Source organism: Saccharopolyspora montiporae (assembly GCF_015209505.1).
Taxonomy (GTDB): domain Bacteria; phylum Actinomycetota; class Actinomycetes; order Mycobacteriales; family Pseudonocardiaceae; genus Saccharopolyspora; species Saccharopolyspora montiporae.
In genome coordinates, this window is sequence record NZ_JADEYC010000013.1 from 1 (window position 1) to 21,998 (window position 21,998).

Genomic DNA, 21,998 nt, shown 5'->3' on the forward strand with positions numbered 1-21,998 from the left:
TGTGTGTTCCTGCACCCCCCTGCTTGTGTGTGTGGGTTGTGTGTTGTGGGGGTCCCTTTTTGGGGTCCCCACTTTTTTATGCCCAAACACAGTCGTGGGGGCGCGCGAGGATGCGTTGGAGCTGTCCCGCGATGCCTCGACCCGCCTGATCGGCCCGGCGGTGCGGGCGTGCAGCCCCGCTAACCCTCGCGGCTCTTGCGGTGCTGCTGGGCCCGCATCTTGTGCTGATGATCTCGATAGTGCGGAAGATGTCGGCGTGTCGGGCTTCCAGTCGACAACGCATATGCGGTGACCGAGACTTGCCCTCGAAGATCGGCAACCAGGGGCGCAGCAGCGCACGGGTGTGGCGGGATCTCGCCCCGCGCGCAGCACCGCTGGGGGGAGGCCGATCGCCAGTTGGCGAAAGGGACATGGCAATGCCGGACACCGATGAGGCGCAACTCCAGGCGCAGGTCGCGAAGCTGACCTTGGCCGACAAAGCGCGGCTGCTCACCGGCGCGGATTTCTGGACGCTGCATCCGGAGCCCGAGATCGGGCTGTCCTCGCTGGTGCTTTCCGATGGCCCGAACGGCGTGCGCGGAACGGCCTGGGACGAACGTGATCCGAGCCTGCTGTTTCCGGTGGGCGCTGCATTGGCCGCGACCTGGGACCGGTCCGCGGCGCGGACGGCGGGCGAGTGGTTCGGCGAGGAGGCGCGCAGGCGCGGGGTGCACGTCGTGCTGGGGCCGACGGTGAACCTGCAACGCAGCCCGTTCGGGGGCCGCAATTTCGAGAATTTCTCCGAGGATCCGCAGCTGGTTGCCGAGATCGGCGCGGAGGTCGTGCGCGGGATCCAGAGCCGGGACGTGGCCGCGACGCCGAAGCACTTCGTGGCCAATGACAGCGAGACCGACCGGTTCACCTACGACGTCGTGCTCGACGAGCCGGTGCTGCGCGAGTTCTACCTCGAACCGTTCCGCAGCATCGTGCAGCAGGCCGGCCCGTGGGCGCTCATGGCCGCTTACAACTCGGTCGCCGGGCAGACGATGACCGAGAACCGGCGGCTCAACAACGAGCTCCTCAAGGCGGAGTGGGGCTGGGACGGCCTGCTGATGTCCGACTGGTTCGCGGCGCGGTCCGTCGACGCCACCGCCCTCGGCGGTCTGGACCTGGTCATGCCGGGTCCGGGCGGACCCTGGAGCGGCGGCGAGCTGGAGAAGGCCGTGCAGGACGGCCGCGTCCCGGAGGACGTCCTCGATGACAAGGTGCTGCGTCTGCTGCGGCTGGCGTCGCGTACCGGCGCGTTGGGCGGGCGCGTGCATCCCACTGGCGAAGGCCCCTCCGAACAGGCCCGACCGGTGATCCGCCGCGTCGCCGCCGAGGGGTTCGTGCTGCTGCGCAACGAACCGGCAGGCGAGCGCCCGGTGCTGCCGCTGCCGGCCGACGAACTGACCAAGGTGGCGGTGATCGGGGAGAACGCGGTGCTGCCCGCTCTGCAGGGCGGTGGTTCGTCCCGGGTGTCCCCGGCGCATGCGGTGACCCCGCTGGACGGGCTGCGCGCGGCGCTTCCCGGCGCGGATGTCGTGCACCGCCGCGGCGTCCGGCACCGCAGGCTGCTGGACGCGCTTCCGCGGGAGCAGGTCATCGATCCGGACGGCGAGGGCACCGGGTTCCGCGTCGAATTCCTCGACGAGGCGGGCCAGGTGCTTTCCCGGGAGCTGCGCGGCACCGACCGGCTGTTGTGGATCGGGGGCACCGGCATCCCGGCCGGCACCCGGACCGTGCGGGTGCGCGGACAGCTGGCCGCTGAAGCCGGTGAGCACGTGTTCGCGGTCAACGGCACCGGCCGGTTCGAGGTGCAGCTGTCCGGGCGCGAGGTGCTCGACGAGGAGCTGGCCTCCGACGAGAACGCGAGTGATCCGCTCGCCGATCTGATCGCCCCGCCCGAGCGGCGGTTCGACGTGGTCCTGGTGGACACCGATCTGGACGAGCAGGGACATGCCCCGCTGAGTGTGCTGTTCACCCCGCCGGACACCTCGGGTCTCGTCAACGTCGGCATCGGGCATCGCGCGCAGGAGTGGGACGACGCCAGCGAGCTCTCGGCCGCGTTGGCCGCCGCGCGCGAAGCGGATGTGGCGGTGGTCGTCGTCGGTACGAACGACGAGGTGGAGACCGAAGGGCGCGACCGCGGTTCGCTGGACTTGCCCGGCGCGCAGGACGCGCTCGTCAGCGCGGTCGCCGAGGTGAATTCGCGCACGGTCGTGGTGGTGAACGCGGGGTCCCCGGTGCTGATGCCGTGGCGGGACGAGGTCCCGGCGGTGCTGTGGACGTGGTTCGGCAGTCAGGAGTACGGCGACGCGCTTGCCGATGTGCTGCTGGGCAGCGCCGAGCCGGGCGGCCGGCTCCCGGAGACCTTCCCCGCGGAGCTCGCCGACGTGCCGGTCCCGCTGCCCGCGCTCCAGCCGGTCGACGGTGCGCTGCACTACTCGGAAGGCGCCCTGCTCGGGTACCGGGCGTACGCGGCCGAGGGAGTGCTGCCCGCGTTCGGTTTCGGGCACGGACTGGGCTACACCGCGTGGGAGTACCTGGCGGCGCAGGACGAGGGCGATGCGGTCCGGGTGACGTTGCGCAACATCGGCGAGCGCCGCGGCAGGGAGGTCGTGCAGGTGTACGGCGACCCGGTCCGGTTGGCCGGGTTCGGTACCGCGGAGGCCGAGGCCGGTGAGCAGGTGGAGGTGCGGATCGAGCTGCTGCACCGGCCGGACGGTCCGCTGTCGGTCGGGGCGAGCGCGCAGGACCTGCGGCTCGCGGCGGAACCGGCTCGATGATCGGCGGCTGCTGGAAGAATGCGGCCGCGGATTCCCGGCGAGGAATGAATCGGCCTGATGCATGAAAAATCCGGTCCGGGAGAATTCCCGGACCGGATTTCGAAAGTGCGCCAACAGGGACTCGAACCCCGAACCCACTGATTAAGAGTCAGTTGCTCTGCCATTGAGCTATTGGCGCTTTCCGTCGACCGGCTCGTTCTCCGGATGCTTTCGCTTCCGTCTCCCTCGCTGGCGACAAGGAAAACATTAGCACAGCGTTCGCCGCGGGCCGGTACGCGGGGGTGGATAACGACTGGGACACCGCTCGGTCCTGCGGGAACGAGCGGGCCCCGGCGCGCGTTGGCACTGGTGGGAGGGGAGATCCGAAACCCGGGTCACGCTGTGTGCGCAGGTGGGGGCCTGCTCGTGGTGTTCGAGCGCTGCTGCACACTGTATCTACGGCGCAACCTCTCCTCAGATTGAACGGACTGTGCCCATGAACGTGTCGCGTCACCCGGTCGGGACGACTGTGCGGGGGTGGCGGCTGGTGCCGATGCTGCTGCTCGGCCTGGTCGTGGCGCTCGTGGCGAGCTGCGGCGGCGGAGGTTCGGAAGCCGCCCCGGCGGACTCCGGCCAGCCCGAGGTGCGCTTCGCTCCGGAGAACGGCAGCAAGGACGTCTCGCCGGCCGAGCCGGTGCTGGCCACGGCCGACGGCGGCCGCATCGTGGAGGCCACGCTCACCAACGAGGAGGGTGCGGAGGTCGCCGGCTCCGTTTCCGGTGACGGCCAGACCTGGAGCCCGGACGGCAAGCTCGGCTACTCGCGCACCTACACGCTGTCTGTGGCGGTCCAGCGCGAGGACGCGCCGCCGGTGCGCCAGCAGTCCACGTTCAGCACGTTGTCCCCGGACGCGCAGACCTACGTGTCGATGAACCCGCTCGACGGGGAGACCGTCGGTACCGGGCAGCCGCTGGCCTTCTACTTCTCGGGCGACGCTCCGCCGCCGGACAAGCGGGCGGCCGAGGAAGCGATCAAGATCCGCACGGAGCCGGCCGTCGAGGGAGCGTTCTACTGGTTCGACGACCGCGAGGTGCACTGGCGGCCGAAGGACTACTGGCAGCCCGGCACTCAGGTGTCGGTGGACGTGGACGTCTACGGCAAGAAGCTCGGCGACGGGCTGTGGGGCCAGGAGGACCGCCGGGCGGAGATCACCATCGGCGATGCCGTCGTGCTGCGCGCCGACGGGTCCAGCCACCAGATGCGAGTGGAGAAGAACGGCCGGCTACTGCGCACGGTCCCGATCGCGCTCGGCAAGCCGGACTTCCCGTCGAACAACGGCAGGCACGTGGTCACCGAGCACCACGAGACGAAGTTCATGGACTCCGCCACCTACGGGCTTCCGGTGGAAGCGGGTGGCTACGAGACCGAGGTGCAGTGGGCCGTGCGCATCTCGAACGGCGGCGAGTTCCTGCACGCGGCACCGTGGGCCGCGGCTGACCTGGGGCATCGCAACGTCAGCCACGGCTGCATCAACATGACCGACGAGGACGCCAAGTGGGTCTACGACCTGCTGAACAAGGGCGACGTGGTGGAGATCACCAACTCGGGCGGTCCGGATCTGGAGTCCTGGGACGGCTTCGGCGACTGGCAGGTCCCCTGGGACGAGTGGGTGCAGGGCAACCGCTGAGACGCGAGAAGGGCCCCGTCCGAACGGACGGGGCCCTTCTCGTCGTGGGGTGAGTGACGGGAATCGAACCCGCGACACCTGGGACCACAACCCAGTGCTCTACCGACTGAGCTACACCCACCGCGGCCGCCCGGATCCTTCCGAGCAACGTGTTACATCTTAGCGGGTGCCGCGAGGCGTCTTCCCACCGGCCCCCGCGCAGCCGATGTTGCGCCGGTCAGGAATCGGCCTCGTCGGCCTGCTCCTGGGCCCGGCGCGTCCCGCCGACCGCTTCGCCGCGGAGCAGTTCCGCGGCCACCGCCTGGGCCTGGTCCGTGCTGGGGCCGGGCTGCGGCACGAACGCGGTCCGCCGGTAGTAGGCGAGCTCCCGGATGGATTCGCGGATGTCGGCCAGCGCCCGGTGCGCCAGGCCCTTCTCCGGCTGCGCGTAGTAGATGCGCGGGTACCAGCGCCGGCACAGTTCCTTGACGGAGGACACGTCGACCATCCGGTAGTGCAGGTAGCCGTCGAGTTCCGGCATGTCCCGGGCGATGAACCCGCGGTCGGTGGCGATCGAGTTGCCGGCCAGCGGAGCCGAGCGCCCTTCCGGCACGAACTGCCGGATGTGCTCCAGCACCTGCTGTTCGGCATCGGCGAGGCTCACCGCCGAGCGGCGCACCTCGGCGGTGAGGCCGGAGCGCTCGTGCATGTCGCGCACCACGTCGGGCATGCCGGACAGCGCATCGTCGTCGGCGTGGATGACGATGTCCACGCCCTGGCCGAGGATGTTCAGATCGGCGTCGGTGACCAGGGCCGCGATCTCGATCAAGGAGTCCTTGCCGAGATCGAGCCCGGTCATCTCGCAGTCGATCCACACGAGACGGTCGTTCACCCGAGCCAGCCTAACTCGCCGCGAGCGGCGGATTCACCGCGGCAGTTCACGCGGAACCACCTTGCCGGTCGCGTTGCGCGGTAATGCGGCCAGGAACACGACATCGCGGGGCAGCGCGTACTTCGGCAGCTCGTCGCGCAACGACTCGCGCAGCTGATCGGCGCTCAACTCGGTGTCCGGTTCGAGCACCACGTAGGCCGCCAGCCGCTGCCCGAAGTCCGCGTCGTCGACCCCGATGACGGCGACCTCGGTGACCCCGGACATCTTGCCGATCGCGTCCTCGGTCTCCTTGGGATAGACGTTCTCGCCGCCGGAAACGATCATGTCGTCCTCACGCCCGACGACGTAGAGCCGCCCGCTCTTGTCGAACCGGCCCAGGTCGCCGGTGGCCATCATCCCGTCCAGTCGTTCCCGGGACTGACCGTTGGTGTAGCCCTCGAAGAGCATGTCGTTGCCCGCGAAGATCCGGCCCGGACGTCCGCGCGGGACCGGTGTGCCGTCCTCGTCGAGGATGCGCAGCGCCGTGCCGCGCGGGGGCCGCCCGGCGGTATCCGGCGCGGTGAGCAGGTCCTCCGGGGTGGCGATGCTGACCCAGGAAACCTCGGTCGAGCCGTAGAAGTTGTACAGCATCGGGCCGAAGGCGCGCTGGAACCGCGTCGCCAGGTCCGCGGGTAGGGCCGAACCGCTGGAAGCGACGATGCGCAGCGCGCCGACGTGGTATTTGCCGCGGGTCTCGGTCGGCAGGTCGAGGATCCGGCGCAGCATGATCGGCACCGCGAACAGCGACGTGCACCGGTAGCGGGCGACGGCGCTGAGCGCCTGCTCGGGGTCGAACTTGCGCTGCAGCACCAGGGTCGAGCCCAGCACCGAGCCCAGTTGGAAGGCAGCCAGGCCCCAGGTGTGGAAGATCGGTGCGCACACCAGCGTTCGTTCCCCGGCCTGCAGCGGCATCCGGGCGAAGATGGTGGCGGCGGGGGACAGGCTCGGTGGATCGGGCCGGCGGGCGCCCTTCGGCGTGCCGGTGGTGCCCGAGGTGAGCACGACCATTCGCGAGTGCCGGGTGGGGCGGGGCAGTCCCCGGTTCGTCGACGTCGTGATCAGGTGCTCCAGCGTGGGGCGCTCGGTCGAGCCCTCGGTCCAAGCCAGGACGACCTGCACGCCTTCCGGAACCTCGTCCAAGTGCGCGCTGAACTCGCTGTCCAGCACCAGGACGCCGACCTGCTGCTCGGTGAGCACGGTGGCCAGCTGGGGACCGGTGAGCCCGGTGTTGAGCAGCACGACGTCGGTGCCGAGCTTGCCGCCGGCCACGATCGTCTCGACCGGGCCGTGGTGGTTGCGGCACAGCACCCCGACCCGGTCACCGGGTTGGAGCCGTTCGCGCAGCGCATGGGCCAGCCGGGTGGTGCGCTGGGCGACTTCGGCAAAGCTGAGCGCACCGCGCTCGTCGATGATCGCCGGGCGGTCCGGGTGCCGGATGGCGCCGATCGCGTAGGCCAGCGGCGGGGTGATGCCCCACCGGCGCCAGGCCAGCGCGATGCGCACGATCTTGTCCGGCCGCATCGGCCGGATGACGCCCTGCTTCACCAGGACGTATCCCGTGTGCGCCGCTGTCGCGACGTGCCCGCCCCGACCGCCGGTCAGCCGGGCCAGCGCCGATCGCACTCGTGTCCACGTACCCACGCATCCACCTCTCGCCAAGCCAGGTTACCGGGAGTAGATGATGCCTGGGGTGCGCGGCGCAGTCACTGCCTTCCGGCGGGCAAAGATGGCCGGTTTTTCCCCCGGGCCCGGCCACGGGGCGGGCCCGGGAGATCCGGTCAGGTGCCCGCGGCCGCCCACACCGCCGCATCGCGGAGCGCCGCGCGCAGGCGGCCCACCTCCAGCGGTGAGAGCACGGCCGTCTCGCCGGGCGGGGTGACCAGCACCACGCTGCCGCCGTCGGTGCTGATCGAAACGCCCTGCCGCTTGCCGGTGATGTCCCGGCAGCTGACGTGCCATTCGTCGGCGGTACCCAAGATTCCCCAGCCTCCCTTGGTCAACCCTGCGTCCCCACTGTGCGGGTTGGTCGAGGGACGTGCCCGACCGGTGGGCGTGACGCGGAGGTGGGCGTGTTCATGGTGCCCGTCACAGCGAACGGGGCCGGGCGCGATCGATCGCGCCCGGCCCCGTTGCGGGAGTTCGCGGCTCAGACGGGGCGGACCCGCAGTCCGGAGGCCTCCGTGGCGAGCACGAGGGTGCCCTCGAAGTCGGCGATGGGCAGCTCGTCGCGCACCAGGCGGTGCTGGGCGTCGAAGGCCTGCACGCGCAGCCGGGAGGTGCGCAGCTCCTGCTCGGCGAGCTCGATACCGCCGACCTGCACCACGAGCTGCTGGTCCTGCGCGGTCGCGGTCAGCCAGCCGCCCGCGATCGAGAGCTCGCCGCCGTCGTGCTCGACGGTGATCCGGCCGGTGGACGGGTCCTCGGAGCGCAGGGCGACGTGGGACAGGGCCACATCGCGCTTGCCGGATTCCTCGCCGCTGACCGCGATCACGTCCCGCTCGACCTGATCCGCGGTTCCCTCGACCGGGTTCGGGGTGAGCACGGGGGCGCGCAGCTGCGCGGCCACCCGGTAGGGCTGCCAGGAGCCCGCGCCGATCAGGTTGACCACGGCGACGACCTCGTCGCCGACCAGCTGGTCGCTACCGGGGGCGGGGGTCAGTTCGACGGCCGTCACGTCCCGTTCGGCCAGCAGGTCGCGCAGCGCGCGGGCGCGGCGGCGGCTGTTGCGGTCGAACCCGCGGGTAATCGCGACCTGCCCCGAGCCGGCTTCGGCGGCGGCGGCTTCGGTGAGTTTCGCCAGCGGTGCCCAGATCGCGGCGGGATCCTCGGTGCGGCGCAGCCGGTCCGGGCTGGCGTAGCTGGGTGCGGTCGTCGTCGTTTCCATCCCCTCCAGTCTAGTCCGGTGTCCGGGCAGGTCATGCCTACCGGTGGCGGAGTCAGCGGTGTGAAATCGATCGCGCGGGAACCGGTTCGGCGCCGCCTCCCGGCGAGCTTGATCGGTCGAGTCCCCTGCGCGCGCTCGGGCGGGTGTGCGGGTTGCTAGCTTGGTGGCCGACGCGGGGTGCCCGGATGGCCGGGCTGAGAGCAGACCCGTTGAACCTGACCTAGGTCGCACTAGCGGAGGGACGTCGTGATTCCGAACGTGCTCAGCATCGCGGGCACCGATCCCAGCGGTGGCGCAGGTATCCAGGCGGATCTGAAGGCCTTCTCGGCGAACGGCGCCTACGGGATGGCGGTGGTCACCGCGCTCGTCGCGCAGACCACCACGGGAGTGCGCGAGGTGCGCGAGGTCCCCGCCGGGTTCGTGGCCACCCAGCTGGAGACGCTGCTGGACGACGTGCGGCCGGACGCGGTCAAGATCGGGATGCTCGGCGATGCCGAGGTGATCCTGGCCGTGGCCTCGGTCCTGGACCGCTACGCGCCGCCGCACGTGGTGCTGGACCCGGTGATGGTGGCCAAGAGCGGGGATCGGCTGCTGGCGCCGCGTGCGGTCGGTGTGCTGCGGGACGAGCTGCTGCCCCGGGTCGACCTGATCACGCCGAACCTGCCGGAGGCGGCCGATCTGCTCGGCGAACCGGAACTCGGCGCGGTCGGTGAGTTGCCCGACCAGGCGCGGCGGCTGACCGAGTTGGGTGCCAAGCGGGTGCTGCTCAAGGGCGGGCATCTGTCCGGCGAGGCCAGCGCGGACGTGCTGGTCGCTGACGGAGAAGCCGAATTCCTGCGCGACGAGCGCATTTCCACGACGAACGATCACGGGACGGGGTGCACGCTGTCCGCGGCGATCGCGGCCCTGCGCCCGCAGCGCCCGGACTGGTCGACCGCCGCGCACGAGGCGAAGCGGTACCTCACCGCGGCGCTGGCCGCCGCGTCCCGGCTGGACGTCGGGCGCGGTCACGGTCCGGTGCACCACTTCCACACCTGGTGGTGACGGGTCCGGTTCCCCCGAGCTGAGGAGTTGCCGATGAGCACGCTTCCCCCGCCCGCGGAGGGCGGCTTCTGCGCCCGGGCCTGGGCGCGTACCGAGCGGCTGCAGCGGGCCGTGGTGCAGCACCCGTTCAACGCGGCGCTGGCGGACGGTTCGCTGCCGCGCGAGCGGTTCGCCTTCTACATCGTGCAGGACGCGCGCTACCTCGTCGGGTTCGCGCAGGCCCTGTCCGCGGCGGCCTCGCGTGCCGACGATGCCGCGGATGCCGCGTTCCTGGCCGGCGCCGCGCAGGGCGCGCTGCTGGAGGAGCGGCAGCTGCACGCCGGTTACGTGCACGAGTTCGGGTTGACCGAGGCCGAGATCGAGGGCGTCGAGACGTCGCCGACCTGCCTCGGGTACACCTCGTACCTGCGCGCATGTGCGCTCGGTGAGCCGTATCCGGTGCTGCTGGCGGCGCTGCTGCCGTGCTTCTGGGTCTACCAGCACGTGGGCAGCACGATCCTGGAGTCCACAGGGGACGATCCGGAACACCCGTACAGCACCTGGATTCGCACTTACGCCGACGAGGAGTTCGCGGATTCCGTGCGGGCGGCCCGGGAGCTGACCGACCGGGCGGCCGCCGCGAGCACGCCGGAGGTCCGGGAGCGGATGCTGGCCGCGTTCACCACCGCGACCGAGTACGAGTGGATGTTCTGGGACAGCGCGTGGCGGCGCGAGCCCTGGCCCACGGCGGAGTGGCGCTGACCCGGCCGCCGCCGAACGTGATGCAACTGTTATCCAGCGCCCGAACAGCGCGGATAACAGCCGGCGCCGCCATGCGATGATCCTGGTGAGTCACCCGTTCGGGGACTTCTTCGATCATCATCTCTCATCCCGGGGACGGAGTGTCGGCGCAGTGGGGACGTCACTTCTCGTCGTGCTGCTGGGCATGCTCGTGCCGGTCCTGGCGGCGGCGCCGTTCTACGTCGCGGAGAGCCGTCGGGAACGCGCCGAGGAGCGCGAGCGGTCCGAGCGGTCATCGGGCGCCGCGTTCCCCGAGCAGTCCGCCGTCCGCGCTGAGGAACGGTGAGCAGCGCCGAGATCAGCCGCCGTAGATGGAGGCGGCCAGTTTCGCCTTCTGCTCCTGCGTCTCCTGCAGCGCGGCGGTGGAGAAGCCGCCGCCGGTCGGCACGGTGGGGATCTGTAGCCCCTCGCTGAGCGCCCATCCCGACCCGCGTTCGATCAGCGAGCGGTGCTTGTTGGTGTAGTAGCCGGAGTTGATCGACACCGCCACGCCGTGCGCGCCGACCGCCGCGGCCACCAGGTGCATGTGGAACCGGGTGGACAGCCAGCGCTGACCGGCCGCGGCGGGCAGCCCGGCGTCCATGATCTCGGAGAACGGGTAGAACCGGGCGCCGGGCAGGTCGTGCTCGACCAGGGCGAAGACCTCGCGGTCCACCCGGGGGATGCCTTCGGCGATGCCGACCTGCTCGGGGCGCACGCCCCACGCGCGCAGGGTGTCGAGCAGGAAGCCGGCGAGCGCGGGCACGGACACGTCGAGCATGTCCGACTGCACGCAGATCATGACCTCGCGCAGGTCATCGGTGCGGTAGAGGCTCTGCTCGATGCCGAAGAACATGTCGTCACCGGTCATCACCACCCCGTTGCCCACCAGGCCGGCCGAGGGCTCGTCGCGCACGTCCGCGGTGGCGAACTGGGCGACCAGGTTGCGCAGCAGCGGCTGCGCCTCCTCGGCGACCGGCCACAGGCCCTGCCCGGTCATCACCGCGCGCCCGCCGGAGCGGCGCACCGCGGCCACCGATGCGGCCAGTAGCCCGATGTGCCGCGGCCAGATCCCGTTGACGTAACCGCCGCCGATGACGTGCACCACATCCGCGCGGGCGGCGAGTTCGATGCCCGCGACCCAGCGCGGCGCCATTCCGGGGTTGTTGATCGCGTGCTGGACGAACGACGCGACCTCCCACGGCCCGTCCGAGGGCGCCTCCCAGCACAGCCGCCAGAAGGTGTCGGTGAACCGCACCCGCGGGTGCAGGTTCGCGAGCAGCACCGCCGACGACCCGGGATTGGGGCAGTCCACCCACACTTCGCTGTTCGGCGCGACTCGGGCCAGGTACTTCAGCCAGGTCGCGGTGATCAGCTCGTCACCGTAGTTCGGGTTGCCGGAGGTTCCGACCAAGTAGATGACGGGCGGGCGCTGTTGACTGGGCACGGGTCAGGACTCCAACTCGTCGGGTGCCGCACGGGTTGCCCGGAAAACTAGCAACTCCGCTCCGCTCCGGTGCCCTCGCGGGCCGCCGCGACCGGCGATGGGCCCGTTCGAGGCAACCAGTCGGTGCATGCACCCGGTGATAACAGCGAATACCGGATTCCGCTATTCGTTCTCCAGCTCCGCGCGCAGCCGAGCGAGCCGCTGGCGGGATCGGTTGAACTTCGCTTCGAAGTGCTTCTCGAACAAATCGGTCGGCAGGATCGGGATCTGGATCGGCTCGTTGGTGCGCTGCTGCGGCAGCACCGGCTGCAGGTCCGGCTGGGTGTCCTCGTCGATCCCGGCGACGGCGGGTGCGCCCGCGCGCGCGGCCTGCTCGGCGGATCCGGTCTCGGCCGCCGGCGTGACCGGTGCGGCGTGCTTGGGTCCGCCGGTGCTGGGGCGGCGTTGCGCGGGCGGGTTGGTGTTCGCCCGGCCTGCGATGGTCTCCCGGTCTGCGAGGCGTCGGTTCGCGCGGTGCAGCAGTGGCCAGAAGATCAGTGCGGCCAGCGCGAAACCGACGATGAACATCAGGACGAACAGGTCCACGGTGGGGCTCCGATCAGTTCTGCCGCGCCTGCTCGGCGGCGCCGGTCTGCGGTCCGCTTCCGTTGCTCGACTGCTCGGGGGTGCTGACGGCGGTGGTGTCCTGCTCGCGCGGTTCGGGGACGAGCGCCTGCTGCTGGATGTCGGTCTCCACGCCGATCGGATCCATCATGTCCGGGTGCTGGGCGCGCAGGTTGCTGGCCGAGTCGTCCAGCATCTGCCGCGCGCGGTCCATCGAGGACAGGACCGCGTCGCGCAGCTCCTCCAGCTGGGCCTGCTTGACCCGGATCTCCTCCAGCGCGTCGAGCCTGCGCTGCTCGGTCTCGGCGTCCATCTGCGCGCACTGCCTGCGGGTTTCGGTGATCAGCTCGTCGGACTCGGTCCGGGCCTGCTCGGTGATCCGCTTGTACTCGTCGCGGATCGTCTGGCGCATCTGGTGCTCGCGGTTGCGCAGGTCGCTCGCGTTCTGCTCGTGCTCCCGGCGCAGCTGGTTGCGGCGGGACTCGACGTCGGCCACGAGTTCGCTGCACTCGGTGCGCAGCTCGCCCGCGGCGCGCTCGGCTTCGCCGATCAGCTCACGGGATTCGGTTTCGGCGCTGCCGCGGATGATGTCGGCTTGGCGCCGGGCCTGGTCGCGGAGGGTCTGCACTTCCTCCTCGGCCATGGAGAGCATGTTCTGCACCCGTTGGGAGGCGGCGGGCAAGCCGGTGTCGGAGGATTCGATCCGCTTGAGCCTGGCCTCGGTCTCGTCCAGCGAGTGCCGGGTGTCGTCGCAGAGCTTGCGCAGGTCGGTGTTGAGTTGCGCGGCTTCGTCGCGATCGATGGTGAGCAGGCGGAGCTGGTCTTCGAGCAGCTCGATGTGCTCGACGACCTGGTTGCGGTTGAAGCCGCGAACCTGGATGTCGAATCCCGGCCGGAGCGGGACGACGGCTTCTGCGTCTTCCATGTATGGAACTCCTCTCCGGGCAGCGTTGGGCGGCATGCGATGTCGCCAGGCTAGGGTGGTTCTCGGGGCGGTGCCGGGTGGAAAACCGCTGCGCACCTGATCAGGTACCCCTTCGTGGAAGCCCCCCGGCCAACGCGTTCGGATCGTGGCACAGCGTGGTGGTGGTCGCACGGTGCGCGCACGGTGTGCGATCGCTGCGTTGCAGGTCAGCGCTGTGGAGGTGGGGGAGATCTTGCCTTGTTCGTTAGGTTAGCCTGGGCTTATCAACGGAGGAGGTTGCGTGCGGACTGAAGCTGATCTCGCCCGGCAGGCGCATCGGAGGAGCGCGGCGCTGCTGCGCCGGTGGCTGGCCGAGACGCACACGCCGGTTGCCGGAGGTCCGCTGACCCTGCGGATCGGGCCGCTGCGGGTGGCCACCGATGTCGTCCACGTGTCCCGGGTGGGGGCGCACGGCTTCGGGCCGATCGACGTCGTCGACGAGGACGGGGGCGCGGTGGTCGCCGCCGAGCCGGTGCAGCTGGCCGCGGCCTGCTCGGCCGATGCGCGGCAGCGGGCGCTGCCCGGGGCGCCGGTCAACGAGGCGGGTGCGGGTTCGCCGGTCGATTGGGCGCTGCGTTCGCTGGCCTCCCCCGAGTGCGATCCGGTGGGGCTCGCCGAGGACACGGCGGCCCTGGTGCGTTCGGTGGCCGACGAGTCGCAGGCCCGGCGCTGGTTGGTCGCGCACGTGGAGAGCGGGCTGCGGCCCGCGCTGCGCGAGCTCGCCGAGGGCGGCGCCGGGATGGACCGGGACGCCGCTACCGCCGAGCTGCTCACCGATGGTCCGCTCGCGGTGATCGGTGCGTTCGGCAGGCGTGGGATCGCGCGCGAGCAGGACCTGCTGGGCGACCTCTCCGGCCTGCTGCACGAGATCGCTGACAGCTATCCTTCCACCGAACCGATTGTGCGGCACTGGCTTTCGAATCCGACGCTGGCTTCGCGCGCGGCGTTGAACGGTTCCGAGCTGCGCTACCGCGACGAGTCGGGCCGGGTCCGCGTACAGCCGGTGCTGCGCCAGGTGCCCAATCCGTGGTTCACCGCGCCCGGCGATGTCCCCGGGGTGCCGCTGCCCGAGCTCGGCGGTGGCTGGTCGCTGCGTCCGGTGCAGCTGACCGGCGGGGACGGCGGTCCGGACGCGGAACTGGTGCACCGGTGGATGAACCGCGAGCACGTCGCGGTCAACTGGGAGCAGGACTGGCCGCTGGAGCAGTGGCGGCAGGAACTGGCCACTCAGCTGTCCGGGCGGCACTCGCTGCCGTGCATCGTCGCGCTGGACGGCCGGGAGGTCGGTTACCTGGAGCTGTACCGCGTCGTGCGGGACAAGCTGGCCGGCTGCTACCCGTACGCCCCGCGTGACCTCGGCGTGCACATCGCGATCGGCGAGCCGGACGCGATCGGGCGCGGGATGGGGTCGTCGCTGCTCGCGGCTGCGGCCAAGGGCCTGCTGGACGCCGACCCGGGCAGCGAGCGCGTGGTCGCCGAGCCCAATGTGCACAACCTGGCCTCCATCGGTGCGTTCACCAAGGCCGGGTTCCGGCGCGCCGCGGAAGTCGGTCTGCCGGGCAAGAATTCGGCGCTGATGATCTTCGACCGCGCCTGAACGCCGCGCGGGTCCGTCGGTCGGCGCGCCGTCCCAGGTGAGGCGGCCCACGGGGTCTGTCGCGACCTCGGAGCCTGGACTAAGGTAAGCCTTACTTGTGTCATGATCGTGGGGAGAACGATGTCGGAGCACGCTGCCGGATCGATGCCGTTGCGGGCTGCGGAGGCCGGATCGATGCCGCTGTCGGCCGCTCAGGCGGGGATCTGGTTCGCCCAGCAACTGGACGGGCAGAACCCGATCTACAACACCAGCGAGTACGTCGAGATCCGCGGTGCGGTGGACGGGCAGCTGTTCGAATCGGCCCTGCGCCAGGTGATCGCGGAGACGGACTCGCTGCGCATCCGGCTCGTCGGTGACCCCGCCGGAACCCAGCAGCCGCGCCAGGTCGTCGAACCGGCGGGTGGGTTCGAGCTGCCGGTGATCGACGTCAGCGCTGCGCCCGACCCCGGTGCTGCGGCGCTGGAGCGGATGCGGGCCGACCTGGCCGAACCGGTCGACCTCACCCGCGAACGCGGCCGCAGCGGCGGGCTGTTCACCGCCATGCTGTTCAAGATCGCCGACGACCGGTGGTGGTGGTACCAGCGCATCCACCACGTCGCCATCGACGGGTACGGCTTCTCCATCGTGCTGCGCCGGGTCGCTGAGGTCTACAGCGCCCTCGTCGCCGGGCAGGACCCCGGGCCGTCGCCGTTCGGTCCGCTGGACTCGCTGCTGGAGGCGGAGGGCAACTACCGCGGCTCCGACCGGTTCGGCACCGACGCGCAGTTCTGGAACGCGCATCTGGCCGACCGGCCGGACGTGGTCACCCTCGCCGGGCGCACCGGACCGGTCGCGCACTCCTTCCGCAGGCAGGCCGACCGGGCCCCCGAGGGGGTCGCCGCCGAACTGTCCGCGGTTGCCGAGCAGGCGCGCACCATCTGGCCGGACGCACTCATCGCCGCGTTCGCCGCCTACCTGCACCGGATGACCGGGGCGCAGGACGTGGTGCTGGGCCTGCCGGTGATGGGCCGGCTGGGCTCGGCAGCGCTGCGCGTGCCGGGCATGGTGGTCAACGTCCTCCCGCTACGGCTGCGCGTCACCGCGGAGACCACCCGGGACGAGCTCGTCGTGCAGGTCACCAAGGCCGTGCGGCAGCTGCGCAAGCACCAGAACTACCGCGGTGAGGACCTGCGCCGGGACCTGCGGCTGCTCGGATCGGACCGGCCGCTGTTCGGGCCGATGATCAACATCAAGTCGTTCGACTACGACCTGCACTTCGGCGACCACCCGGCGGTCGTGCACAACCTGGCCGCCGGGCCGGTGCAGGACCTCAACCTGCTGGTCTACCCGGAGGACGAGCAGCTGCGCTTCGAGTTCGACGCCAATCCGCGGCTCTACGGGGAGGACGAGCTCGGCGGGCACCGCGCGCGGTTCGCCCGCTTCCTCGGCGAGTTCGCCGGTTCCGCCGCGGACGCGGAGGTCGGCGACCTCGATCTGCTCGGCGCCGAGGAGCGCGAGCTGGTGCTGCACGAGTGGAACGCCCCGGTTCCCGGCGCGTGCGAACCGCGCGCGGCGACCCTGCCGCAGCTGTTCGAGGAGCAGGTCGCCGCCGATCCGGACGCACTCGCGCTGACCTGCGGCGACGAGACGATCAGCTACGCCGAGCTCAACGACCGCGCCAACCAGCTCGCCCACCACCTCATCGACCACGGCGTCGGACCCGAGCAGCTCGTGGCGCTGGCCCTGCCGCGCTCGGCCGAGCTCGTCGTCTCGCTGCTGGCGGTGCTGAAGGCCGGGGCGGCCTACCTGCCGCTGGACCCCGGCCATCCCGCCGATCGGCTCGCGCACGTGGTGGCCGACGCCCGGCCCTCGCTGCTGCTGACCGACCGGGCGCACGACGCGGCGATGCCGGACGGCGTCACCCGCATCCACGTCGACGATCCGGCGCAGGACGGGGAGATCTCCCGGCATTCGCACCGCGACCCCAAGCCCGGTGAACGGGGGCCGCTCACCCCGGAGCACGCCGCCTACGTGATCTACACGTCCGGATCCACCGGCAAGCCGAAGGGCGTGTCCATCCCGCATCGCAACGTGGTGCGCTTGTTCAGCGCCACCGAGCCGTGGTTCTCGTTCGGCCCGCAGGACGTGTGGACGCTGTTCCACAGCTACGCCTTCGACTTCTCGGTCTGGGAGCTGTGGGGCGCGCTGCTGCACGGCGGGCGCCTGGTCGTGGTGCCGCACGAGATCAGCCGCTCGCCGGAGCGGTTCCGCGCGCTGCTGGCCGAGGAACGGGTCACCGTGCTCAACCAGACCCCGTCGGCGTTCTACCAGCTCATCGAGGCCGACCGGGAACGCGCTGCCGACGATCTGGCGCTGCGCTTCGTCGTGTTCGGCGGGGAAGCGCTGGAACTGTCCAGATTGGACGATTGGTACGCGCGGCACGCGGATGACGATCCGGTGCTGGTCAACATGTACGGCATCACCGAGACGACCGTGCACGTGTCCTACCTCGCGCTGGACCGCGACCGCGTCGCCCGCCGGGACGGCAGCGTGATCGGCCGCGGGATCCCGGATCTGCGGGTGTACCTGCTGGATTCGCGGTTGCGCCCGGTCCCGCCCGGGGTGGCCGGCGAGCTGTACATCGGCGGTGCCGGGCTGGCGCGCGGTTACCTCGGGCGCCGGGCGCTGACGGCGCAGCGGTTCGTCGCCGATCCGTTCGGCCCCGCGGGCAGCAGGATGTACCGCTCCGGCGACCTGGCCCGCTGGCGCGCGGACGGCACGCTGGAATTCCTCGGCCGAGCCGACCATCAGGTGAAGGTGCGCGGATTCCGCATCGAACCGGGGGAGATCGAAGCGAACCTGCTGGCACATCCCGATGTCCGGCAGGCGGCCGTGCTGGTGCGCGAGGACCGGCCGGGCGACCAGCGGCTCGTCGGATACGCGGTCGGCGAGGTGGACTCCGCACAGCTGCGCGCCCACCTGGCCGGGCTGCTGCCGGACTACATGGTCCCCGCGGCGTTCGTCGTCGTGGACGCGTTGCCGCTGACCGCCAACGGCAAGCTGGACTCCGCGGCACTGCCCGCACCGGACTTCGCTTCCGCGGCAGGTGGGCGGCAACCGCGCGATGCCCCGGAAGCCGTGCTGTGCGCGCTGTTCGCCGAAGTCCTCGGCGTGCGCGAGGTGGGCATCGACGACGGCTTCTTCGAACTCGGCGGGCATTCGCTGCTGGCGACCCGGCTGCTGGCCCGGATCCGCACCCAGCTCGGCGCCGAACCGACCATCCGCGCGCTGTTCGAAAACCCCACGCCCGCCGGGCTCGCCGCGCAGTTGGACACCGGGCGGCGCGAGCTGCCCGAGCTGCGCCCGCTGCCGCGGCCCGAGCGCATCCCGCTGTCCTTCGCCCAGCAGCGGCTGTGGTTCCTGCACCGGCTGGAAGGGCCGAGCGCGACCTACAACCTCCCGCTGGTGCTGCGGATGGCCGGCGAGCTCGACGTCGACGCGCTGCGCAGCGCCCTGGCCGACGTCATCGGCAGGCACGAGAGCCTGCGCACCGCTTTCCCGGACGAGTTCGGCGAACCGCACCAGCAGGTGCTCGACGCAGTGCCGGAACTGCACGAGGTGCCCGTGGACGGCCAGGACCTCGACGGGCTGCTCACCGCCGCCGCGCAGCGCGGTTTCGACCTGGCCCAGGAACCGCCGGTGCGCACGGTGCTGTTCCGCGGCGGCCCGGACGAGCACGTGCTGCTGGTGCTGCTGCACCACGTCGCGGGGGACGAGTGGTCGACCGGACCGCTGGTGCGCGACCTGTCCACCGCCTACGCGGCGCGGCTGCGCGGGCAGGAGCCGGACTGGGCGCCGCTGCCGGTGCAGTACGTGGATTACGCGCTGTGGCAACGGGAGATGCTCGGCTCGGAGTCCGATGTGCACAGCCGTGCCGCGCGGCAGCTGCAGTTCTGGCAGGAGACGCTGGCCGGACTGCCCGAGGAGCTGGACCTGCCCACCGACCGCGCCCGGCCCGCGGTCTCCAGCCACCGCGGCGCGCACGTCGGCTTCCGCGTCGAGCCCGAGGTGCAGCAGCGGGTGCGCGAGCTCGCCACCGCGCGCGGCGCCAGCCCGTTCATGGTGCTGCAGGCCGCGCTGGCCGCGCTGCTGACCCGGTCCGGTGCGGGTACCGACATCCCGATCGGCACCCCGGTCGCCGGCCGCGGGGACACCGCGCTGGACGACCTGGTGGGCTTCTTCGTGAACAGCCTCGTGCTGCGCACCGACACCTCGGGCGAACCCGCGTTCACCGAGCTCGTCGACCGGGTGCGCCGTACCGACCTGGCCGCCTACGACAACGCCGAGCTGCCGTTCGAGCGGCTCACCGAGGTGCTCAACCCGACGCGCTCGCTGTCCCGGCACCCGCTGTTCCAGGTGATGCTGGCCTACTGGGCCAGCGGTGAGCAGGTTCGGGCCGAACTGCCCGGACTGGACACCCGGATCGAGCTCGCCGATGCGGGCGCGGCCAAGTTCGACCTCGCGCTGAGCCTCACCGAGAGCGGCGACGGCGGGCTGGACGGCCTGGTGCAGTACAGCACCGACCTGTTCGACGAGAGCACCGCGCGCGGGCTGGCCGACCGGTTCGCGCGGCTGCTCGACGCCGCCGCGACCAACCCGGACGTCCCGATCGGCGAGCTGGACGTGCTCGGCGAGCAGGAGCGGGCGCAGGTGTTCGACTGGGGCCGCGGCCGTCCGGCGGTGCGGTCCGCGCAGACCTTCCCGGAGCGGTTCGCCGAACAGGTGGCCGCGCACCCGGACGAGCAGGCGCTGGTGTTCGGCGAGCAGGAGCTGACCTACCGCGAGCTGGACGAGCGGGTGCAGCGGCTGGCCGAGGTGCTCACCGAGCGCGGCGCCGCGCCGGGGGAGATCGTCGGCGTGCTGCTACCGCGGTCGGCGGAGCTGATCATCGGGCTGCTGGCCGCGATGCGCTGCGGTGCCGCCTACCTGGCGCTGGACCCGGACTACCCGGCCGAGCGGCTGCGCGACATGGTCACCGACGCCCGGCCGAAGCTGGTGGTCACCGACGATCCGGCAGCGGACCTGCCGGTCGAGCTCGTCGACTGCGCCGCGCGGCCGGACACGCGCCCGCAGCTGCGCGCGCCCGGGCTCGATGACGCCGCCTACGTGATCTACACCTCCGGATCGACCGGGCGTCCCAAGGGCGTGGTGGTCCCGCACCGCGGCATCGGCAAGTTGCTGGCCACTCAGGCCGAACGGGTCGGCGTGACACGGCGCAGCCGGGTGCTGCAGTTCGCCTCGCCGAGCTTCGACGTCGCCTTCTGGGAGATGTGCATGGGGCTGCTCAGCGGCGGCACCCTCGTCGTCGTGCCCGCGGAACTGCGGGTTCCGGGCGAGCCGCTGGCCGAGTACGCGCGCAGGAACCGGGTGACCCACCTGGCCATCGGGCCCTCGGTCATGGGCATGTTCCCCGCGGGCACCGAACTGCCGGAAGGCGCCACGCTGCTGTGCGGGGCGGAGAAGGTCCCGGCGGAACTGGTGCAGCGCTGGGCCGGCGACCGGCGGATGCTGAACTGCTACGGCCCGACCGAGGCCACCGTCAACTCGACGCTGTGGGAGTGCACCCCGGAGGGCTCCGGCGATTCGGTGCCGATCGGCGTGCCCGACCCGGGCACCCGGATGTACGTGCTGGACGGCAACTTGCAGCCCGCGCCGCCCGGAGTGGTCGGTGAGCTCTACGTCGCCGGTGCGGGGCTGGCCCGCGGGTACCTCAACCGCCCCGGCCTGACCGCCGAGCGCTTCGTGGCCGATCCGCATGGCGCGCCCGGTGACCGGATGTACCGCACCGGCGACCTGGTGCGCTGGAGTTCCGACGGGGTGCTGGAGTTCGCGGGCCGGGCCGATGACCAGGTCAAGATCCGCGGGTTCCGCATCGAACCCGGTGAGGTGGAGGCGGTGCTGGACAAGCACGCCGCGGTGCTGCAGGCCGCCGCCGTGGTGCGCGAGGACACCCCGGGTGACAAGCGCTTGGTGGCCTACGCGGTCACCGACCGGGAGGTGACCAGCGCCGAGCTGCGCGCGCACGTGGCCGAAGCGCTGCCCGGGCACATGGTTCCGGCCGCGGTGGTGCTGCTGGACGCGCTGCCGCTGATGCCCAACGGCAAGCTGGACCGCCGCGCGCTGCCCGTCCCGGACCTGGCCGAGGCGGTCGGCGGTGAGATGCCGCGCACGCCCACCGAAGAAGTGCTGTGCGAGCTGTTCGCCGAGGTGCTGGGGCTGGCCAGGATCGGGGTGCACGACGGCTTCTTCGACCTGGGCGGGCATTCGCTGCTGGCGGCCAAGCTGATCGGCCGGGTGCGGGATGCGCTGGGCCTGCGGCTCAACGTCGGCAGCCTGTTCGCCGCGCCCACCGTGGCGGGACTGGCGCAGCGCCTGCACGACGGCGGGGAGAACGACGCGCTGGAGATCCTGCTGCCGCTGCGCACCGGGGGATCGCTGGAGCCGCTGTTCTGCGTGCACCCGGCGGCCGGGCTGGCCTGGCCGTTCTCCGGGCTCCTCAAGCACATCGACGCGCGCAGGCCGCTGTACGGCGTGCAGACCCGTGGGCTGGACGAGCCGAAGCCGGTCGCCGCGACGCTGCACGGGATGGCGGCCGAGTACCTGGAGCACATCCGGCAGGTGCAGCCGCACGGGCCGTACCACTTCCTGGGCTGGTCATTCGGCGGTGTGGTGGCGCACGAGATGGCCACCCAGCTGCAGGCCGCGGGCGAGCAGGTTCGGTTCGTCGGGATGATGGACTCCTACCCCAAGGACGTCTGGGACGAGCTGCCCACCGAGGAAGAGGCACTCAAGGCGCTGCTGTACATGGCGGGCTACGACCTGGCGCAACTGGGACCGGGGGCGCTGACCCGCGAGGGCGTGCTGGAGGTGCTCTCCGCGGAAGGCAGCGCGCTGGCCAACCTCGCCGAGCACACGGTCACCGCGATCATCGACAACTTCGCCAACTGCGCGGTGCTGGAGAACTCCGCCGACCACGACGTCCTTCGAGGCGACGTGCTGTTCTTCGACGCCACGGTCAACCCGGCGAAGGAATCGCTGACCGCGGCGATGTGGGAGCCCTACGTCGGCGGAACCGTGCACGGCGTGGACATCGCCTGCGAGCACAAGGACATGACCCGGCCCGGTCCGATCGCGGAGATCGGTGCGGTCGTCGACCGGTGGCTGGACCCGGCCGCCGACGACCCCGCCGCCGACGATCCCGCGGCCGGCGACCCGGCCCCCGCCGCAGCCCGGCCCGAACCCGCCCGGTGACGGGCCCGACGAGCACCCGGCAGCGTT

The 21,998-nt window shown here is 71.4% G+C and carries 14 protein-coding genes, 2 tRNA genes and 1 riboswitch; of the genes, 7 read left to right on the forward strand and 9 right to left on the reverse strand.

The window, feature by feature from the left end:
• The first annotated feature begins 416 nt into the window (after nucleotides 1-416).
• On the forward strand, nucleotides 417-2,807 hold the full coding sequence (locus tag IQ251_RS08245) for a glycoside hydrolase family 3 protein (protein ID WP_228046404.1): 2,391 nt from the start codon (nucleotides 417-419) through the stop codon (nucleotides 2,805-2,807).
• Between the two features lie 106 nt (nucleotides 2,808-2,913).
• On the opposite strand, the gene IQ251_RS08250 is transcribed toward IQ251_RS08245, so the two are convergent.
• A tRNA-Lys gene (locus IQ251_RS08250) sits at nucleotides 2,914-2,985 on the reverse strand.
• Between the two features lie 297 nt (nucleotides 2,986-3,282).
• On the opposite strand from IQ251_RS08250, the gene IQ251_RS08255 reads away from it, so the two are divergent.
• Nucleotides 3,283-4,473 carry a L,D-transpeptidase gene (locus IQ251_RS08255; RefSeq protein ID WP_228046405.1) on the forward strand — a complete coding sequence of 397 codons (1,191 nt, stop codon included), beginning with the start codon at nucleotides 3,283-3,285 and terminating at the stop codon, nucleotides 4,471-4,473.
• Nucleotides 4,474-4,518: 45 nt separating this feature from the next.
• Here the strand turns inward: IQ251_RS08255 and IQ251_RS08260 are convergent.
• The 5 genes from IQ251_RS08260 to IQ251_RS08280 all read right to left on the reverse strand — a co-directional run bounded on the left by IQ251_RS08260 (nucleotide 4,519) and on the right by IQ251_RS08280 (nucleotide 8,267).
• A tRNA-His gene (locus IQ251_RS08260) sits at nucleotides 4,519-4,594 on the reverse strand.
• 96 nt (nucleotides 4,595-4,690) lie between these two features.
• Nucleotides 4,691-5,344, reverse strand: coding sequence for an oligoribonuclease (gene orn / locus IQ251_RS08265; RefSeq protein WP_193927897.1), 654 nt, complete (start codon nucleotides 5,342-5,344; stop codon nucleotides 4,691-4,693).
• Nucleotides 5,345-5,377: 33 nt separating this feature from the next.
• Nucleotides 5,378-7,024, reverse strand: a complete 1,647-nt coding sequence (locus tag IQ251_RS08270; protein ID WP_370591272.1) for an AMP-binding protein — start codon at nucleotides 7,022-7,024, stop codon at nucleotides 5,378-5,380.
• A gap of 137 nt (nucleotides 7,025-7,161) precedes the next feature.
• A complete protein-coding gene (locus IQ251_RS08275; protein WP_370591273.1) occupies nucleotides 7,162-7,383 on the reverse strand; it encodes a hypothetical protein in 222 nt (73 codons plus the stop codon).
• Between the two features lie 146 nt (nucleotides 7,384-7,529).
• The gene (locus IQ251_RS08280; RefSeq protein ID WP_193927898.1) at nucleotides 7,530-8,267 is read right to left on the reverse strand and encodes a hypothetical protein; all 738 of its coding nucleotides are present in this window, start codon (nucleotides 8,265-8,267) and stop codon (nucleotides 7,530-7,532) included.
• 163 nt (nucleotides 8,268-8,430) lie between these two features.
• A riboswitch (TPP riboswitch) is annotated at nucleotides 8,431-8,526 on the forward strand.
• Between IQ251_RS08280 and thiD the strand changes: the two genes are divergently transcribed.
• The 3 genes from thiD to IQ251_RS08295 all read left to right on the forward strand — a co-directional run bounded on the left by thiD (nucleotide 8,514) and on the right by IQ251_RS08295 (nucleotide 10,377).
• A complete protein-coding gene (gene thiD / locus IQ251_RS08285; protein ID WP_193927899.1) occupies nucleotides 8,514-9,311 on the forward strand; it encodes a bifunctional hydroxymethylpyrimidine kinase/phosphomethylpyrimidine kinase in 798 nt (265 codons plus the stop codon). It overlaps the preceding riboswitch by 13 nt.
• Nucleotides 9,312-9,344: 33 nt before the next feature.
• Nucleotides 9,345-10,052 carry a thiaminase II gene (gene tenA, locus IQ251_RS08290; protein WP_193927900.1) on the forward strand — a complete coding sequence of 236 codons (708 nt, stop codon included), beginning with the start codon at nucleotides 9,345-9,347 and terminating at the stop codon, nucleotides 10,050-10,052.
• A 151-nt stretch (nucleotides 10,053-10,203) separates the two neighbouring features.
• Nucleotides 10,204-10,377: a hypothetical protein gene (locus IQ251_RS08295; protein ID WP_193927901.1), complete on the forward strand. Its 174-nt coding sequence runs from the start codon at nucleotides 10,204-10,206 to the stop codon at nucleotides 10,375-10,377.
• Between the two features lie 12 nt (nucleotides 10,378-10,389).
• Here the strand turns inward: IQ251_RS08295 and IQ251_RS08300 are convergent, their stop codons facing one another.
• The 3 genes from IQ251_RS08300 to IQ251_RS08310 all read right to left on the reverse strand — a co-directional run bounded on the left by IQ251_RS08300 (nucleotide 10,390) and on the right by IQ251_RS08310 (nucleotide 13,045).
• Nucleotides 10,390-11,517, reverse strand: coding sequence for a polysaccharide pyruvyl transferase family protein (locus IQ251_RS08300; protein ID WP_193927902.1), 1,128 nt, complete (start codon nucleotides 11,515-11,517; stop codon nucleotides 10,390-10,392).
• Between the two features lie 162 nt (nucleotides 11,518-11,679).
• Nucleotides 11,680-12,102: a hypothetical protein gene (locus IQ251_RS08305; protein ID WP_193927903.1), complete on the reverse strand. Its 423-nt coding sequence runs from the start codon at nucleotides 12,100-12,102 to the stop codon at nucleotides 11,680-11,682.
• Nucleotides 12,103-12,115: 13 nt separating this feature from the next.
• The gene (locus IQ251_RS08310; RefSeq protein ID WP_193927904.1) at nucleotides 12,116-13,045 is read right to left on the reverse strand and encodes a coiled-coil domain-containing protein; all 930 of its coding nucleotides are present in this window, start codon (nucleotides 13,043-13,045) and stop codon (nucleotides 12,116-12,118) included.
• Nucleotides 13,046-13,325: 280 nt separating this feature from the next.
• Here IQ251_RS08310 and IQ251_RS08315 point away from each other — a divergent pair, with 280 nt between their 5' ends.
• Both IQ251_RS08315 and IQ251_RS08320 read left to right on the forward strand, forming a co-directional pair.
• Nucleotides 13,326-14,681, forward strand: a complete 1,356-nt coding sequence (locus tag IQ251_RS08315; protein WP_193927905.1) for a GNAT family N-acetyltransferase — start codon at nucleotides 13,326-13,328, stop codon at nucleotides 14,679-14,681.
• A 120-nt stretch (nucleotides 14,682-14,801) separates the two neighbouring features.
• On the forward strand, nucleotides 14,802-21,971 hold the full coding sequence (locus IQ251_RS08320) for a non-ribosomal peptide synthetase (protein ID WP_228046406.1): 7,170 nt from the start codon (nucleotides 14,802-14,804) through the stop codon (nucleotides 21,969-21,971).
• The last annotated feature ends 27 nt before the right edge of the window (nucleotides 21,972-21,998 follow it).

Excerpts from the sequence above, each read along its gene's own strand:
- IQ251_RS08245 (WP_228046404.1), top strand. The coding sequence starts at position 417 with ATGCCGGACACCGATGAGGCGCAACTCCAGGCGCAGGTCGCGAAGCTG.
- IQ251_RS08255 (WP_228046405.1), top strand. The coding sequence starts at position 3,283 with ATGAACGTGTCGCGTCACCCGGTCGGGACGACTGTGCGGGGGTGGCGG.
- IQ251_RS08280 (WP_193927898.1), bottom strand. The coding sequence starts at position 8,267 with ATGGAAACGACGACGACCGCACCCAGCTACGCCAGCCCGGACCGGCTG.
- tenA (WP_193927900.1), top strand. The coding sequence starts at position 9,345 with ATGAGCACGCTTCCCCCGCCCGCGGAGGGCGGCTTCTGCGCCCGGGCC.
- IQ251_RS08310 (WP_193927904.1), bottom strand. The coding sequence starts at position 13,045 with ATGGAAGACGCAGAAGCCGTCGTCCCGCTCCGGCCGGGATTCGACATC.
- IQ251_RS08320 (WP_228046406.1), top strand. The coding sequence starts at position 14,802 with ATGTCGGAGCACGCTGCCGGATCGATGCCGTTGCGGGCTGCGGAGGCC.